18 protein-coding genes are annotated in these 16896 nt (G+C 62.7%); 8 read left to right on the plus strand and 10 right to left on the minus strand.

All coding sequences use genetic code 11. The features are described 5' to 3' along the window. Positions 1–13: 13 nt before the first annotated feature. The 5 genes from dapF to CRO46_RS08560 all read left to right on the plus strand — a co-directional run bounded on the left by dapF (position 14) and on the right by CRO46_RS08560 (position 5996). Positions 14–892 carry a diaminopimelate epimerase gene (gene dapF / locus CRO46_RS08540; protein ID WP_097106972.1) on the plus strand — a complete coding sequence of 293 codons (879 nt, stop codon included), beginning with the start codon at positions 14–16 and terminating at the stop codon, positions 890–892. Next, positions 889–2199 (plus strand): tRNA (N(6)-L-threonylcarbamoyladenosine(37)-C(2))-methylthiotransferase MtaB, encoded by a 1311-nt coding sequence (gene mtaB / locus CRO46_RS08545; protein WP_097106974.1) that lies wholly within the window; start codon positions 889–891, stop codon positions 2197–2199. The genes dapF and mtaB overlap by 4 nt, the downstream gene beginning before the upstream one ends. A 23-nt stretch (positions 2200–2222) precedes the next feature. Continuing rightward, the gene (gene ftsY / locus CRO46_RS08550) at positions 2223–3935 is read left to right on the plus strand and encodes a signal recognition particle-docking protein FtsY (RefSeq protein WP_097106975.1); all 1713 of its coding nucleotides are present in this window, start codon (positions 2223–2225) and stop codon (positions 3933–3935) included. After that, positions 3932–4630, plus strand: coding sequence for a septation protein A (locus CRO46_RS08555; RefSeq protein WP_097106976.1), 699 nt, complete (start codon positions 3932–3934; stop codon positions 4628–4630). The genes ftsY and CRO46_RS08555 overlap by 4 nt, the downstream gene beginning before the upstream one ends. A gap of 94 nt (positions 4631–4724) precedes the next feature. Further along, positions 4725–5996 carry a GAF domain-containing sensor histidine kinase gene (locus tag CRO46_RS08560; protein WP_097106978.1) on the plus strand — a complete coding sequence of 424 codons (1272 nt, stop codon included), beginning with the start codon at positions 4725–4727 and terminating at the stop codon, positions 5994–5996. Positions 5997–6229: 233 nt separating this feature from the next. Here CRO46_RS08560 and CRO46_RS08565 read toward each other — a convergent pair whose 3' ends face one another. The 8 genes from CRO46_RS08565 to ccmA all read right to left on the minus strand — a co-directional run bounded on the left by CRO46_RS08565 (position 6230) and on the right by ccmA (position 10689). After that, positions 6230–6706 (minus strand): SRPBCC family protein, encoded by a 477-nt coding sequence (locus CRO46_RS08565; RefSeq protein ID WP_097106979.1) that lies wholly within the window; start codon positions 6704–6706, stop codon positions 6230–6232. Continuing rightward, positions 6703–7044, minus strand: a complete 342-nt coding sequence (locus tag CRO46_RS08570) for an ArsR/SmtB family transcription factor (protein WP_097106981.1) — start codon at positions 7042–7044, stop codon at positions 6703–6705. The genes CRO46_RS08565 and CRO46_RS08570 overlap by 4 nt, the downstream gene beginning before the upstream one ends. Positions 7045–7126: 82 nt before the next feature. Continuing rightward, positions 7127–7654 (minus strand): NUDIX hydrolase, encoded by a 528-nt coding sequence (locus tag CRO46_RS08575; protein ID WP_097107650.1) that lies wholly within the window; start codon positions 7652–7654, stop codon positions 7127–7129. 67 nt (positions 7655–7721) lie between these two features. Beyond that, positions 7722–8333, minus strand: coding sequence for a DsbE family thiol:disulfide interchange protein (locus CRO46_RS08580; RefSeq protein ID WP_097106983.1), 612 nt, complete (start codon positions 8331–8333; stop codon positions 7722–7724). Continuing rightward, positions 8333–8503, minus strand: coding sequence for a heme exporter protein CcmD (gene ccmD / locus CRO46_RS08585; RefSeq protein ID WP_097106984.1), 171 nt, complete (start codon positions 8501–8503; stop codon positions 8333–8335). Before ccmD ends, CRO46_RS08580 begins: the two co-directional genes overlap by 1 nt. A gap of 1 nt (position 8504) precedes the next feature. Beyond that, entirely contained in the window at positions 8505–9266 is a 762-nt protein-coding gene (locus CRO46_RS08590) for a heme ABC transporter permease (protein ID WP_097106985.1), read from the minus strand. A 44-nt stretch (positions 9267–9310) separates the two neighbouring features. Beyond that, positions 9311–9973: a heme exporter protein CcmB gene (ccmB, locus tag CRO46_RS08595; protein ID WP_097106987.1), complete on the minus strand. Its 663-nt coding sequence runs from the start codon at positions 9971–9973 to the stop codon at positions 9311–9313. Continuing rightward, on the minus strand, positions 9970–10689 hold the full coding sequence (gene ccmA / locus CRO46_RS08600) for a heme ABC exporter ATP-binding protein CcmA (RefSeq protein WP_425479250.1): 720 nt from the start codon (positions 10687–10689) through the stop codon (positions 9970–9972). The genes ccmB and ccmA overlap by 4 nt, the downstream gene beginning before the upstream one ends. A gap of 221 nt (positions 10690–10910) precedes the next feature. Between ccmA and acnA the strand changes: the two genes are divergently transcribed. The 3 genes from acnA to CRO46_RS08615 all read left to right on the plus strand — a co-directional run bounded on the left by acnA (position 10911) and on the right by CRO46_RS08615 (position 15426). After that, positions 10911–13601, plus strand: a complete 2691-nt coding sequence (gene acnA, locus CRO46_RS08605; RefSeq protein ID WP_097107654.1) for an aconitate hydratase AcnA — start codon at positions 10911–10913, stop codon at positions 13599–13601. A 199-nt stretch (positions 13602–13800) separates the two neighbouring features. Further along, entirely contained in the window at positions 13801–14541 is a 741-nt protein-coding gene (locus CRO46_RS08610; protein ID WP_244577826.1) for a DUF1223 domain-containing protein, read from the plus strand. Positions 14542–15027: 486 nt separating this feature from the next. Then, complete coding sequence (locus CRO46_RS08615; protein WP_097106989.1) at positions 15028–15426, plus strand: DUF2794 domain-containing protein; 399 nt, start codon at positions 15028–15030, stop codon at positions 15424–15426. A gap of 6 nt (positions 15427–15432) precedes the next feature. Here CRO46_RS08615 and CRO46_RS08620 read toward each other — a convergent pair whose 3' ends face one another. Both CRO46_RS08620 and CRO46_RS08625 read right to left on the minus strand, forming a co-directional pair. Further along, positions 15433–15984 carry a GNAT family N-acetyltransferase gene (locus CRO46_RS08620; protein ID WP_425479251.1) on the minus strand — a complete coding sequence of 184 codons (552 nt, stop codon included), beginning with the start codon at positions 15982–15984 and terminating at the stop codon, positions 15433–15435. Between the two features lie 108 nt (positions 15985–16092). After that, positions 16093–16869, minus strand: a complete 777-nt coding sequence (locus tag CRO46_RS08625; protein ID WP_097107656.1) for a Bax inhibitor-1/YccA family protein — start codon at positions 16867–16869, stop codon at positions 16093–16095. Positions 16870–16896 lie beyond the last annotated feature (27 nt).

The following is a 16896-nucleotide window of genomic DNA, read 5'->3' on the forward strand; positions in this document are numbered from 1 at the left end:
ACAGGTGCGCGTGATGGGATCCATGGTTCCTTTTGCCAAGATGAACGGGCTGGGCAACGATATTGTCGTCATCGACATGCGGGGCCGCAGCGATGTGGTGACGCCCGAGGCCGCGATTGCACTGGCCAGCGGCGAGCGCACCGGCTTCGACCAGATCATGGCGATCCATGACATCGATCTGGACGGCGTCGACTACCGCATCGACATCCTCAACCGCGACGGCAGCCACGCCCAGGCCTGCGGCAACGGCACCAGATGCGTGGTCCAGGCGCTGGCGTCGGAGACCGGGCGCAAGAGCTTCACCTTCAGGACGCTGGCCGGCATTGTGACCGCCGAGGAACACGAAGACGGGCTGATCTCGGTCGACATGGGCGTGCCCGAGTTCCGCTGGGACCGGATCCCGCTGGCCGAGGAGTTTTTTGACACCACCCGCATCGAGCTGCAGGTCGGCCCGATCGATGCGCCGGTCCTGCATTCGCCTTCGGTGATGGCGATCGGCAATCCGCACGCCATCTTCTGGGTCAAGGAGGATGTCTGGTCCTATGATCTAGAGCGCTTCGGGCCGCTTCTGGAAAACCATCCGATCTTTCCCGAGCGCGCCAACATCTCGATTGCCCGGGTCAAGGATGGCCAGACGCTTGATCTTCGCACCTGGGAACGCGGTGTCGGCCTGACCCGGGCCTGCGGCTCGGCCGCCTGTGCCGCCGCCGTCTGTGCCGCGCGCACCGACCGCACCGGCCGGCGGGTCACCGTCAATGTACCCGGCGGCCCGCTGCACATCGACTGGCGCGCCAACAACCACGTGATGATGACCGGCCCCGCCGAATGGGAGTTTTCGGGCACTGTCGATCCGCTGACCGGAGCCTGGCAGGCCGATGAGGTGGATGCGTGAGCGGCGTTCGCGTTCTCACCCTCGGATGCCGGCTCAACACCTATGAATCGGAGACCATGCGCAAGGCGGCGGAAACCGCAGGCCTCAACAATGCGATCCTGGTCAACACCTGTGCCGTGACCGCCGACGCGGTGCGCCAGGCCCGCCAGACCATCCGCCGCGCCCGGCGCGACAACCCGCATGCCCGCATCGTCGTTTCGGGCTGCGCCGCCCAGACCGAACCGGAAACCTTCGCCCGGATGGACGAGGTCGACGCGGTGATCGGCAACGAGGCCAAGGGCCAGGCCGCGACCTACCGCAAGCTGCCGGATTTCGGCGTCTCCGAAAGCGAGAAGATCCGCGTCAACGACATCATGTCGGTGCGCGAGACCGCGCCGCAGATGATCGAGGCGGTCGAAGGTCACGCCCGCGCCTTCGTCCAGGTGCAGAACGGCTGCGATCACCGCTGCACCTTCTGCATCATTCCCTATGGCCGCGGCAATTCCCGCTCGGTGCCGATGGGCGCGGTGGTCAGCCAGATCGAGAAGCTGGTCGACAATGGCTACCAGGAGGCCGTCATCACCGGTGTCGACGCCACCAGCTATGGCGCCGACCTGCCCGGCAGCCCAACGCTCGGCACCCTCGCCGCCACCATCCTGAAGCAGGTGCCCGGTCTCAGGCGGCTGCGGCTGTCGTCGATCGATTCGATCGAGGTGGACAATGCCCTTCTGGACCTGATCGCCAACGAGCCGCGGTTCATGCCGCATCTGCACCTGTCGCTGCAGCACGGCGACGATCTGATCCTCAAGCGGATGAAGCGCCGGCATGGGCGCGGCGATGCAATCCGGTTCTGCCGCCAGGTGCGCGACTTGCGGCCCGGTTTTGCCTTCGGCGCCGACCTGATTGCTGGGTTTCCGACCGAAACCGAGGAGATGTTTGCCCGTTCGCTTGACATCATCGATGAATGCGGGCTGGCATTCCTGCACGTGTTTCCCTATTCGCCGCGCGAGGGCACGCCTGCGGCGCGCATGCCGCAGCTGGACCGCGGCCAGATCAGGCAACGCGCCGCCCGCTTGAGACAACGTGGCGAACAGGCCTATGATGACCACCTCGAAGCCATGGTTCGCGCTGGCGGAATCCACTCCGTTCTCGTCGAGTTCAGCGGCATGGCGCGGACGGAAAATTTCACTCCGGTGCTTGCACCTGGTGTACCCCGGGGCCAGATGGCGCTGGTAAGGCTTGATGGCCGCAATGGAGACCACCTGACCGGAAACATGGTCGCAGACACCATGGACGGCTATCAGACGACAGATCGTGCCCTGGGCTGACATCGAAAAGGTATCGAACACGCATGGCGTTCAACTTCATCAAAAAGGTTTTTTCTTTCGGGAAAGACAAGGAAGACGCGCCCGCACCGGCCGAGGCGGAAAAACCGGCCGCGCCGTCCGCCGAGACAGCGGACGGGGCATCCGCCACCGGAGACGCCGCTCCCGGTCAGGCATTCCCGCAAGACTCAGCGATGCAGTTCACGCCCGAGACCGTACCCGGCGAAACGCCTGCCACGCCGGAGCCCGCCGACGAGGACCACGCCGGCGAACCACCGGTTCCAGGGGAACGCAAGACCGCTGACGAGGCAAAAGACGAGACAGAAAATCACGTCGTTGACGGGCAGGCCGCCGATGCAGAGGCACAAGAGTGGGTGGCGCCGGAAGATCTTACCACCGACCCCGCTGCGTCACCGGTTCCCGAGCAGCCGGAGATGCCCGAAACAGCCACGGCGGAAACACCAGCTGCAGCACCCGGGAAAGCCGTTCCGGGTGATGGCGGCCTGCAGTTCACGCCGGAGACTGCCGCCGGTGAACCGCTCGCCACGCCTGCACCGGTGAACGAAGACCATACCGGCGAACCACCGGTTGCAGCCGCGGACAGCAAGTCCGATGACGCGGGCAATACGGGTGCCGCGGATGACGAAGGCATCCCCCCTGAAGAGCTGGTTTCCGATCCGGACATCACGCCGGCCCCGGTTGACCCGGCAGCGAGCGAACCGGCTTCCGCGCCCCGCAGACTGGTCATCCGCGACAGCGTGTCCGACGCCGCGCCCGTACAGGCTCCCGCACCGGTTGAGGAAGGCAAGGGCAACTGGTGGCAGCGCCTGCGCAAGGGCCTGTCGCGCACCTCGGGCCAGCTGACCGGCCAGATCACCGGCATCTTTACCAAGCGCAGGCTCGACGAGGACACGCTCGAGGAGCTGGAAGATATTCTGCTGCAGGCCGATCTCGGCGTCGAAACCGCGATGCGGATCACCGATGCGCTGTCTTCGAGCCGCTACGGCAAGGACATTTCACCGGCGGAAGTGCAAAAGGTGATGGCCGGCGAGATTACACGCGTCCTCGGCCCGGTGGCCAAGCCGCTGGAGCTTGATCTCAGCCACAAGCCGCATGTCATTCTGGTCGTCGGCGTCAACGGCACCGGCAAGACCACCACCATCGGCAAGCTCGCCGCCAAGCTTTCGGCCGGCGGGCTGAAGGTGACACTGGCTGCCGGCGACACCTTCCGTGCCGCCGCCATCGAACAGCTCAAGATCTGGGGCGAGCGCACCGGTTCGAAAGTGGTCTCGACAAAGCTCGGTGCCGACGCGGCGGGTCTGGCCTATGAGGCCTTCGAGACCGCCCGCACCGATGGCGCCGATGTGCTGATCATCGACACCGCCGGACGGCTGCAGAACCGCACCGAGCTGATGGATGAGCTAGCCAAGGTGGTTCGCGTCATCGGCAAGCTCGATCCTGACGCGCCGCACACGGTGTTGCAGACGCTCGACGCCACCACCGGCCAGAACGCGCTCAACCAGGTGGAGATTTTCCGCAATGTCGCCGGCGTCAACGGCCTCGTGATGACAAAGCTGGACGGCACCGCTCGCGGTGGTATCCTTGTTGCCATTGCAGCGAAGCACAAATTGCCTGTCTATTTCGTCGGTGTCGGCGAAGGTGTGGACGACCTTGAACCCTTTGAAGCGGCAGATTTTGCATCTGCCATTGCCGGGCAGCCGGCCGGAGATCTTACATGAACGACCGCAAGCAACCGCAGTCCGAGGCGACGGATCAGGAATTTCATGTGTTTGAACTCGATCCGTCCGATCCGAAGCGCAAACACATCAATCCGCTGTTGAAAATCGTGCTCGAACTGGGGCCGCTTCTGGTGTTTTTCTTCGCCAATGCGCGCGGCGAGTGGCTTGCCGAGCGGGTACCGTTCCTGGCTGATATCGGCGGTCCGATCTTTGTAGGCACGGCCTGTTTCATGATCGCGACCGCGATAGCTCTGTCGGTCTCGTGGGCCCTGACCCGGACGCTGCCGATCATGCCGTTGCTTTCGGGCGTCATCGTGCTGGTCTTCGGCGCGCTGACACTGTGGCTTCAGGACGAGACCTTCATCAAGGTCAAGCCGACCATCATCAACACGATGTTCGGCGGTATCCTTCTCATTGGTCTGCTCTTCAACAAGTCCTTTCTTGGCTATGTCTTTGATTCAGCCTTCAGGCTCGATGCCGAAGGCTGGCGGATTCTGACCCTGCGCTGGGGCCTGTACTTTCTGTTCATGGCCCTGGTCAACGAGGTCATCTGGCGCAATTTCTCAACCGACTTCTGGATTGCCTTCAAGGTCTGGGGCAACTTGCCTCTGTCCATCATCTTCACGCTGCTGCAACTGCCGCTGATGAAGCGTCATGCGCTGCCGGAGGAGAGTGCGGCAGGGGCCAAGGGCTGAATTACCAGCACCGGCGGGCCGCTGGCCTGAATGTGGATCCGGTCCGGCACGGTGCTATAAACGACCCAGCGAAGCAAATGCAGGACTCCGTCAGATGAACGAACACTTGCCCGGGCGGACAGCTCTGCAAAGCCACGCCACCTATCTGGCGGGTGAGCATGATTTCCAGGCTGATATCGAAATCATGGCCGGCAGCGAGCTGATCGGCACGGTGCTCGAAACCATCATGCTGGCGACAAACATGCGGTTTGCCGCCGTGGCCCGGGTCACCGCTGACCGCTGGGTCGCATGCCGCACCATTGACGAGGTCAATTTCGGTCTTGCCGAGGGTGACGAGATCGAGATCCAGTCTACCTTCTGCCAGTCGGTCCGCGACAGCGGGGAACAGGTGCTGTTCAACGACGTCGCCACCGACGATGTCTATCAGAACCACCCGATCGCACTGAATTTCGGCATCGTTAGCTATGCCTCGATCCCGATATACCGCAGCGATGGCAGTTTCTTCGGCACCCTGTGCGCCATCGACACCGAAATCCGCGATGTCAAGCATCCGCGCGTCGTTGCCATGCTCAGGATGTTTGCCAGCGTCATCAGCCAGACGCTGGAAACCGAGGAACAACTCGCAGCCCAGGAAATGCTGCTCGAGAAAGAGCGCGAACTGGCACAGATCCAGGAAGAGTTCGTCGCGGTTCTGGGCCACGACCTGCGCAATCCGGTCGCGGCCTTCGGTGCGGGGCTTCGCCAGCTTGAGAGGAACCCCGAGCCCGGCAGGATCGCCGCGGTTCTGCCGCTGATGCGATCTTCGACGCGCCGCATGAACGAACTGATTGACAACATCATGATGCACGCCAAGTCCAGGCTCGGCGGCGGTATTCGCATCGCGGCAACCCAGAACGCACCGCTCGAGCAAGCGATCACCGATGTGGTCGAGGAAATCCGTCTGGCAGCGCCCGGGCACCGGATCGACCTCGATTTGCGCATTGACCGGCCCGTGCACTGCGATGCCTCACGCATTGCCCAGGCGGTCTCGAACCTGTTGTCCAACGCCATCCATCACGCAGCCCCCGGATCGGTGATCGCCGTCGAGGGCGCGGATACCGGCGGTGAAATTGCCATCACGGTCTCCAACCGTGGCGAACCGATCCCCGACGATCTCAAAGGCGACCTGTTCCGCCCCTACCGGCGCGGCCGGAAAGCCAGCAGCGAAGGGCTGGGGCTGGGACTGTTCATTGCCTCATCCATCGCCGAAGCGCACAACGGCAACATCGATGTCGAGTGCCAAGATGGCACCACCGCATTCGTGCTGAGGCTGCCGCGCACGGGTGGCGACCAGCAGCCCGAAGGCGAAGCCGAGCATGGCCAATGAGGCCTGTCGCGTTCATATGAATTCATGTGAACGATAGCGCACATGCATCGCGTCAGGATGTTTCAGCACCGCGCATCCAATTGGACACGCGGTGCTGGAGGTCTGACCCGGTCATGCCGGGACTGGGGATATGCCGATGAACCGCGCGCGCTTCCGGCGCTGTCCAGGCTGCCCACTGGGTTTCTGCGGGAGCCGCGTCCTACCGTTCAAAAACAGCCTGGCAAAGCGTTCGCTCACTTCGCAAGTCCTTTCGCGTAGGCCTCCAGCTGGGTCGCGACTGTTCCCCAACCGTCGATAAAGCCCATGTCTTCATGGGTCTTCCGGGCGTCAGGATTGCGGTGCCGTGCAATCGCCGTGTAACTGGTGCCGCCGCCGGGCGCATCCGCCAGCAACAGGATCGCGGTCATGAACGGGTCGGGCGCAGGTTTCCAGCCTTCGCTGTAGCTGTCGGTGAAGACCAGTTTTTCTTCCGGGACCACCTCGAGATAGACACCGGGATTTTCCATCACATTGCCCTCGACTTCGAAGCTTGTGTTGAAACGCCCTCCGACCCGCAGATCGATCTCCACCGCGGTCACCTTGTGCGGTGCGGGCACGAAGAAGTGGGGAATGTGCTCCGTCCGCGTCCAGCATTCCCATACCAGATGCCGCGGAACAGCCAGGGTGCGGGTGAAACTCAAATCCGTTTCAGGGTTCAGGTCCAGTGTCATTTCTCTCGGTTCTCCATCACCGTTTTTACATATGCATCCAGCCGGTCGAGCCGGGATTCCCAGATTGCCCGCTGTTCATCGAGCCATGTTCGCATCGGCGTCAGCGCTTCGGGCACCATCGCGCAGGTGCGCACGCGGCCATCCTTTTCCGTTGCGATCATCCCCGCGTCCTCGAGCACCGAAAGGTGCCGCATCACTGTCGGCAGCCGCAGCCCGGTCGGCTCGGCCAGTTCGCTCACCGGGGCAGGGCCCCGTGCCAGACGGGTCAGGATCGAGCGCCGGGTCGGGTCAGCCAGGGCGTGAAACAGAAGTGAAAGATCGACATCATGCTTAGCCATGTGACTAAGTATACCGGCGGCGACACGCCGTCAAGGATTAGTTCGCAATTTGGCTAAGTATTTTGTTTGGGATGTGAAATCACTAAGCCGGGTTCGCGAAAGGCCCGGTATAGCCCCGCGCCATCACCTCGCGCTCGTGGCCGAGCATCCAGTGCACCGTCGGAAAGGCGATATCGTCCGTTGGCAGCTCGTCCCAGTCAAACAGCTGCACTTCGAGGCTTTCCTCGCCGACGCCGAACAAGGCGGCGCCGGCGCCGGGATCGAGGAGTTCCGCGCGGTAGATCAACTGCACCTGGCTGAGATGCGGCACCGAGTAGATGGCCAGCAATTCGCCAAGCTTGAGCTGCGCCAGTGCCTCTTCGCGCGCTTCGCGGCGGGCTCCGTCTTCGGGCGTTTCATTGAGTTCGAGATAACCCGCAGGCACCGTCCAGAAGCCGCGTCGCGGCTCGATGGCACGGCGGCACAGCAGTACCTTGCCCCCGTGCCGGACAACCGAACCGACAACGATGCGCGGGTTCTGGTAATCGACGAAGCCACAAGTGGCGCAGACCTCGCGTTCATGGGTGTCGCCATCGGGAACCAGGCGGCGGAAGGATTTGGGCGTGTTCATGCGGCAAAGATAGAGCCCGGCCATCATCAAGGCGAGGGTTGCCCTGCGCTTTGCGGCAAAAAACCCCTCAGCCTGCCGAAGCTGTCGCCTTCTCGATCGCCGGCAACAGCTTGTCGCGCAGGCTTTCGAGTGTGAACGGGCCGATCTGCTTGAACAGGATCGTGCCGTCCGGGCCGACCAGATAGGTTTCGGGAATGCCGTAGACGCCCCAGTCGATCGCCGCCTTGCCGGCCGGGTCGACGCCGACGGCGGAAAACGGATTGCCCAGTTCACGCAGGAACCTCAGCGCGTTCTCGTTCTTGTCCTTGTAGTTGATACCGACAAGCTCGACCCGCGGATCGCGCGACAGTTCCAGCAGGATCGGATGCTCCTGCCGGCAGGGCACGCACCAGGAGGCCCAGACATTGACCAGAGACAGCCTGCCCTCGATCGCCGCATCGGTGAGCGCCGGCACCGGGACGCCACCCGCACTCAGGCCTTCGAGCGGCGGCAGGTCAAGCGACGGTGCCCTGGTGCCGATCAGCACCGAGGGAATTTCGCTGGCATCCTTGCCGGAGCCAAGCTGGTAGAGGAACACGCCCGACAGCGCGATGAACAGAACCAGCGGCAGGAACGCGATCAGCAGCCGCCGGCGGCCTGGCTGAGCAGGCGCAACATCCTGCCTGGAATCATCGCTCATCAACTGGCCCCACCGGCAGGTTTCGAACGCCGCCGCACACCTTGCGCTTCGAGCTCGGCGAGTTCACGCCGCCGGGCCCGGCCATCAAGCAGGATAGCGGCCAGCAGCCCGGCGAGCGTCACAGCGCTGGCGCCGTAGGACAGAAACACAAAGGCTTCGTGGCTCATCATCTCAAGCACCGCCGCCAATTGCCTGGGCTGCCTGGCGCCGCATCGTCTGAACCCGGCGCCTGAGGATCTCGTTGCGCATCGCCATCAGGTGCAGGGTGAAAAAGATCAGCGTGTAGGCGAGTGCCATCACCAGAAGCGGATAGAGCATGCTCGGGTGAATGGTCGGCCCGTCGAGCCGGATCACGCTGGCCGGCTGGTGCAGCGTGTTCCACCAGTCGACCGAAAACTTGATGATCGGAATGTTGATGAAGCCCACAAGCGTGAGCACCGCGGCCGGACGGGCGGCGCGGGCCGGGTCGTCCATCGCCTTGTGCAGCGCCATCAGCCCCAGATACATCAAGAACAGCACGAAGACCGAGGTCAGCCGCGCGTCCCAGACCCACCAGGTGCCCCACATCGGCCGGCCCCAGAGCGAACCGGTGAGCAGCGACAGGAAGGTGAAGGCGGCGCCAATCGGCAGTGCCGTCTTCGCCGCCACATCCGCCAGCGGATGTCGCCAGACCAGCGTGCCGATCGAGGCGATCGCCATCACCGAATAACACATCATCGCAAGCCAGGCCGCCGGCACATGGATGAACATGATCCGCACCGTGATGCCCTGCTGGTAATCCTCGGGCGCGGCAAATGACATGAAAAGTCCGATCAGCAGCGACAGCACCGCAGCCGTGGCCAGATAGGGCAACAGCCGCCCGGAAAGCGCGAGAAACCGGGTCGGGTTTGCGAGGCTGGTAAACCAGCCCTGGGAGATGGTGGTGTCACTCATGGCTTTTTTCTAATGCGTCAGGCGTGCGGTTTCAATGCGACAAATCAATCGGACGCTCCCTTCAGCGCCGCTGCCGCCGCCACCGGGCCGAGGGCGGCGAAGAACAGCGCAATCGCCGAAAGGATCATGAAGGGAGGCCAGAACGGGTCCGGATCGGTTACCGCGGCATAGGCGGCACTGACGCCGAAGATCAGGATCGGGATCGCTAAGGGAAGGATCAGGATCGACACCAGGAGCCCGCCGCGCGGCAGCACCACGGCCACCGCAGCCCCCACGGCGCCGATGAACGAGATCGCCGGCGTCCCCACCAGCAGCGTCAGCATCACCGCTCCCGTGGCTGCTGCACCCATGTTCATCAGCAATCCCAGCAGCGGGGCCGCCAGCACCAGCGGCAGCCCGGTTGCAAGCCAGTGCGCCAGGCTTTTGACGAACACGGTGAAGATGAGCGAGAACCAGTCCTGCATCACCAGCATGTCGAGCGAGCCGTCCTCGCGGTCGGCCTGGAACAGACGGTCGAGGCCCAGAAGCGAGGCCAGCAGCGCGCCGATCCATAAAATGGCCGGCCCGATCCGTCCCAGCAGGTTGAGATCCGGCCCGATGCCGAAGGGGATGACGGCGACCACGGCGAGGAAGAACAACACGCCGAGCATGGCGGCACCGCCCGAGCGGGTGGCGATCGCCAGGTCACGCACAAGAAGCGCCATCATGCCCAGGCTCCCCCGGCAACGGTGGCATGAATACCCGGCAATTCCAGTGTCCGGACGCCGTCGAGGCCGAGCGGCTGGTGCGTTGCCGCGATCGCCAGTCCGCCCGATGCCAGATGCGTGCGCACCAGCTCGGCAAACAGCCTGTCCGAGCGCGCATCGAGCGCCGCTGTTGGCTCATCCAGCAGCCACAAGGGCCGGTGACTGACCAGCAGACGCGCCAGTGCGATCCGCCGCTGCTGGCCTGCCGACAGGTAACCGAACGGAAGATGTCCGACACCGGTCAGCCCGACCCGGTCGATGGCCTCCTCGACCGGCAATCCTTCGCCGCTGTCGCTGCGCTGGAAGCTCTGCCAGAAGGCGAGATTTTCCGACACCTTGAGCTCCCGCTTCATCGCGTTGCGGTGACCGAGATAGTGGCAATGGTCCGAAACCGGGACCGGCTCGCCCCCCTCCCCGATCAGGGCAAAGGCGCCCGAATCAGGGCTCAGAAGCCCTGCCAGGATCCGCAGCAGGGTCGACTTGCCCGATCCGTTGGGGCCGGTGATCACCAGCGCTTCGCCATGACCGAGCGAGAAGCTGATATCGGCAAACAGCACATTGTCGCCGCGCCGTCCCTTGAGTTCTGTGGCTACTGCCTGCATCGGCCCCCGCATCCCCGGCCGCCAGAGGACGTCCGGCGCTCCCATTCGCAAAAAACCAAACACCCAAAAAAACATTGAAATGGGCCGTTGGTTGATCTGGCACGTTCTTACGAAATTATCTATAACGCCCGCAACCACGCCAGCGGTCGGCGTGAATTCAATCTAGCGCCGAACATGACGTCCCAAGCGTCACGGGCGGACAGCGGAAATGACCGTACCCGCATCCTTGTTCACGCCACCCGCGTGTAAGGTGTTCGCCCTCAATGTTCGGCCGAACTCATGAAAGCGGGTTGCCTGTGGCCAAATCACTCGACAGCTTCAATTGCCGTTCCACCCTCAAGGTCGACGACATCGAATACGTTTATTACAGCCTTACTGAGGCTGAAAAGAACGGTCTGACCGGTGTGTCGACGCTTCCATTCTCGATGAAGGTCATCCTCGAGAACCTGCTGCGCAACGAAGACGGCCGCTCGGTCAAGAAGGAAGACATCCTTTCCGTCGTTGCCTGGCTCACCAACAAGGGCAAGGCCGAAGCCGAGATCGCCTATCGTCCGGCCCGCGTGCTGATGCAGGACTTCACCGGCGTTCCCGCCGTGGTCGACCTCGCCGCCATGCGCGATGCCATGGTTGCACTGGGTGGAGACGCGCAGAAGATCAACCCGCTGGTGCCCGTCGACCTGGTCATCGACCACTCGGTCATCGTGGACGAATTCGGCACCCCGCAGGCGCTGGCGCAGAATGTCGAGCGCGAATACGAGCGCAATGGCGAACGCTACCGCTTCCTCAAATGGGGTCAGCAGGCCTTCAAGAACTTCCGTGTGGTTCCCCCCGGCACCGGTATCTGCCACCAGGTCAACCTCGAATATCTCGGCCAGACCGTCTGGACCAAGGAAGAAAACGAAGAGATCATCGCCTATCCCGACACCTGCGTCGGAACCGACAGCCACACCACCATGATCAACGGTCTTGGTGTTCTGGGTTGGGGTGTGGGCGGTATTGAAGCCGAAGCCGCGATGCTCGGCCAGCCGATCTCCATGCTGCTGCCGGAAGTCATCGGCTTCCGCCTCACCGGCGCGCTCAAGGAAGGCGTCACCGCCACCGACCTGGTGCTGACCGTGGTGCAGATGCTGCGCAAGAAGGGCGTTGTCGCCAAGTTCGTCGAATTCTACGGCCCGGGCCTGGATTCGATGTCGCTGGCTGACCGCGCCACCATCGGCAACATGGGCCCTGAATACGGCGCCACCTGTGGCTTCTTCCCCGTCGATAGCGAAACCATCAACTACCTGACCATGTCGGGCCGCGACGAAAGCCGCATCAAGCTGGTCGAAGCCTATTCCAAGGCGCAGGGCATGTGGCGCGAAAGCGGTTCCGCCGATCCGGTGTTCACCGACACGCTCGACCTCGATCTTGGTTCCGTCGTTCCCTCGATGGCCGGCCCGAAGCGTCCGGAAGGCCGCATTCCGCTCGAAAACATCGCCTCCGGCTTCGCCAAGTCGCTGGTCGACGAGTACAAGAAGCCCGATCAGCTGGAAAACCGCTATCAGGTCGAAGGCGAAGACTACGATCTCGGCCATGGCGATGTCGCGATTGCCGCCATCACCTCGTGCACCAACACCTCCAACCCGAGCGTTCTGATCGGTGCCGGACTTTTGGCCCGCAACGCTGTCGCCAAGGGCCTGAAGACGAAGCCCTGGGTCAAGACATCGCTGGCTCCCGGATCCCAGGTGGTCGCCGAATATCTCGCCAAGTCCGGCCTGCAGGAAGATCTCGACAAGCTCGGCTTCAACCTGGTCGGCTTCGGCTGCACCACCTGCATCGGCAACTCCGGCCCGCTGCCGGGCCCGGTTTCCAAGACCATCAACGACAAAGGTCTGATCGCCGCCGGCGTGCTTTCGGGCAACCGCAACTTCGAAGGCCGCATCTCGCCCGACGTGCAGGCCAACTACCTGGCCTCGCCGCCGCTGGTTGTGGCCTATGCGCTGGCCGGATCGGTGCAAAAGGATCTGACCAAGGAGCCGATCGGCGAAGACAGCGACGGCAACCCGGTCTATCTCAAGGACATCTGGCCTTCTTCGCAGGAGATCCAGGAGTTCATCATGAAATATGTGACCCGCGAACTCTATTCGACCAAATATGCCGACGTGTTCAAGGGTGATGAGAACTGGCAGGCCGTCGAGGCGCCGGAAAGCCAGACCTACGCCTGGGACGACAACTCGACCTATGTCCAGAACCCGCCCTACTTCGCCGGAATGGGCAAGACCGGCGCAGGCATCTCCGACATCAAGGGCGCGCGCATCCTCGGTCTGTTCGGTGACAAGATCACCACCGACCATATTTCGCCCGCCGGTTCGATCAAGGCCCAGTCACCGGCCGGTTCCTACCTGATGGATCACGGTGTCGGTGTTGCCGACTTCAACCAGTACGGCACCCGCCGCGGCAACCACGAAGTCATGATGCGCGGCACTTTCGCCAATATCCGCCTGCGCAACCACATGCTTGGCCCGAACGGACGTGAAGGCGGCTATACCTTCCACTATCCGTCGCGCGAAGAGGTCTCGATCTTCGATGCAGCCATGCAGTACAAGTCCGAAGGCGTCCCGCTGGTGATCTTCGCCGGCGTCGAGTACGGCAACGGCTCGTCGCGTGACTGGGCCGCCAAGGGCACCAACCTGCTCGGCGTCCGCGCCGTCATCGCCCAGTCCTACGAGCGTATCCACCGCTCCAACCTGGTCGGCATGGGCGTGATCCCGTTTGTCTTCGAGGAAGGCACCAGCTGGGAAAGCCTCGGACTGAAGGGCGACGAAACCGTCACCATCGAGGGCCTGGCTACCATCCAGCCGCGCGAGAAGAAGATCGCGAAGGTGACTTTCGCCGACGGCACGGTCAAGGATGTGCCGATCCTCTCCCGCATCGAGACGCTCGACGAACTCGAGTATCTCAACAATGGCGGCATTCTGCAGACCGTTCTGCGCGATCTGGCGGCCTGACGGGTCGTCAGCTGACGCGCCATTGAGCGAAAACAATACGCCGGGGCATTGCTCCGGCGTTTTGGTTTGAAGCCGTTTGACCTGATCAAGCGGCGATGCCAAATCTCTCACCGCAACGTGATTTGGACGTGTGCGCCACTCCACGGTACAAATCTGCATGGTTTATCGTAATGAAAAAGACCGAGTCCGATTTCCGTTCATGACTGCGCCTGCCGCTCTTCTCGCTTTTGCCCTTCCGGTGCTGGCCGCCGGTTCCGTGCTGGCAATTTCTGGCAGTGCGGGGGCGGGAGAGCTCAAGGGCGTCGTCGAGCTGTTTACCAGCCAGGGCTGCTCATCCTGCCCGCCGGCAGATGAAGAGCTTGCACGGCTTGCCGAACAGGACGATGTGCTGGCGCTGAGCTACCATGTCGATTACTGGAACTATCTGGGCTGGGCCGACACCCTCTCGAGCAAGGCCAACACCGAGCGGCAATATGGCTACGCCAGAACCTTCGACCGCAACGGCGTCTACACCCCGCAGGCTGTGATCAATGGACAGGCCCATGTCAACGGCGCAGACGCATCAGCCATCAGCAGCATGCTGGATAGGTTGTCCGCAGAAGGCGCGGGCCTGACCGTCGAGGTCTCTGCAATCGCGAATGAGGACGAGCTGCGGATTTTCGTTGGTGCGGGCAATGGCAAGGCCGATATCGTCGCGGTTTACTTTGATGACGCCACCACGGTTGCTATCGACCGCGGCGAAAACACCGGCCGTACCATCACCTATCGCCACAGTGTTCGCGACATGGAAACCGTTGGCATGTGGAACGGCCAGGAGGTCAATCTTAAGCTTCCCGGATCAGTAATTTCCGCCCATCCCGGCCGCAGGTGTGCGATCCTGCTTCAGGAAGTCGGCAAGGACGGCTCTCCCGGCCGTATTCTCGGCGCAGTGGAGATCTGAGCTTCCCGGCATATTTGCGCTCATCCAGGCAAAAAAAGACCGGCATCATGCCGGTCCAGTTTTGGGGGTTGCCTCGCGCCCAGCGCGCGGGGACGTTCTGAGACGCTCTCGACGCCCGGACCGCCGGGACCGTTCCCGGTCACATGGCCCGCACGCTTGTTGAGATGATCCGTCCCGGGAACTCCGAGGGGGCTGGGGGGCTGTAAATCCGAAGTCCCCGGTTCGAACCGTCTGAGGCAACGATCACACACTCACGCCCAATTCCGGCGAGGTTTTGACTAAAATGCGGCCCAATTGGGTCCGGCTGGGGTTTTCGCACTGCCGGCGGTAAACAAAGACGACCGCCGGAAGCCTTTCGTGATGCTGCATCGCGCCACCACCGGCACGGTAGCCGGGCATATCGGGACCAAATTTCGCGCGCCGCGCTTGAATTTACGCAAGTGTCAGGCAAACTGATCCGATGAAAACCGATTTGCAGTCCAGCTGATGGCTGATGGAAGCGATTACGCGGCGCGCCGCGGCCAGGGCGGACAACCCGGCGCAACGGCAACAGTGGATCTAAGCGAGCACCGCCGCCGCAACACGCCCGAACCCGTGACATTCAAACGCCGAGAACTCGATCGCATCCTGCAGGTCTACAGCCGCATGGTGGCCGAAGGGCACTGGCGCGACTATGCCATTGATCACCTGCGCGACAAGGCGGTCTTCTCTGCCTTTCGCCGGGCCAGTGAAGTGCCGCTGTTCCGCATCGAAAAAGATCCCGCGCGTGCCCGCAAACAGGGCGCTTTCGCCATCATTTCCGCCGCCGGGCAGGTGCTCAAGCGCGGTCACGAACTCGAGATCGTGCTGAAATACTTCGACAAGCCGCCGCGCCTGGTGCGCTGACGGTCTTCATTGCTTGAAGAGGGTTCCCGGATAGGTCTTCGGGTCAGGTTCCGTCTGCTTGCCCTCACCCAGGGACCGCTGCATGAACACCGTGTCGAGCCAGCGTCCGTGTTTGTGGCCGGCGCCGTTGATCATTCCGGAACTGACGAAGCCCGCTTTCTGATGCAGCTTGATCGATGCCAGATGCGCGCCGCCGATAACCGCCACCATCTGCCGGAAGCCGAGCGATTCGCAGCGCGCAATCAGGGCTTCGAGCAGCGCCCGGCCGACGCCCTGTCCGCGGGCCTGAGGCGCCAGATAGATCGAATCCTCGACCAGCCAGCGATAGGCCGGCCGCGTCCGGAACGCGGACGCATAGGCATAGCCAAGCGCCGTGCCGTCCGGGTCTGTTGCAATCAGATAAGGGTACCCGTTTTCGATAATCGCCGTCATTCTGCGCCCCATTTCCGCCTCGTCGGGCGCCACGAGCTCGTAACTGGCGACGCCGTTGAGAACGCTGTCGGAATAGATGCGGGCGATATCAGCGAGATCGGCGGGTGTTGCATCGCGTAAGATCATGAAGATCCGGTCCTGTGGGTCGGGCCTCCGGTGTATCTCCGCTTGCGCCGGCGGCCAACAAAAAAGGCGGCCCGAAGACCGCCTTTTCCTTGATCAGTGCAGCTGAGACTACTCGCGATTGCCGAGGAACTGCAGCAGGAACATGAACAGGTTGATGAAGTCGAGATAGAGACGCAGCGCACCCATGATGGCCTTGCGGCCGGCGGTGGCGTCGGTGTCGCCTTCATAATACATCGACTTGATCTGCTGCGTGTCGTAGGCGGTCAGGCCTGCGAAGATCAGCACGCCGATGCCCGAGATGGCGAACTGAAGCGCGCTCGACTGCAGGAAGATGTTGACCACCATCGCGATGATAAGGCCGAACAGGCCCATCATCAGGAACGAACCCATCGCCGACAGGTCCTTCTTCGTGGTGTAGCCGAACAGCGACAATGCGCCGAACGAAGCTGCGGTGATGAAGAAGGTCTGCGTGATCGATGCGCTGGTATAGACCAGGAAGATCGACGACAGCGAAATACCCATCAGCGCGGCGAACACCCAGAAGGTGGTCTGCGCGGCGGAGACACTCATCTTCTCGATGCGGGCGCTCAGGAAGAACACCATCCCGAGCGGCGCCAGCATCACCACCCACTTGAGCGGCGAGCCGTAAAGCGCGGCGCCCAGGCCGGTCAGCATCTTGCCGTTGCCCATCGTTGCCACGGCGGAGGCCGGGTCGTTGGTGGTTGCGAGCATTGCGATCGCATAGGCTGCGACACCAGTGATGCCCAGTCCCATTGCCATCAGGTTGTAAACGCGCAGCATGTAGGCGCGAAGGCCTTCATCGATCGCGGCGCCTGCATAGGCGCCATTTGCTGCGCGGACATTCGAATTGCGAAGGTCAGCCATGGTTTCCTCTTTATAAGCCCCGGTAAG

It is taken from the genome of Parahoeflea halophila (assembly GCF_900220985.1).
Taxonomy (GTDB): Bacteria; Pseudomonadota; Alphaproteobacteria; order Rhizobiales; family Rhizobiaceae; genus Hoeflea; species Hoeflea halophila.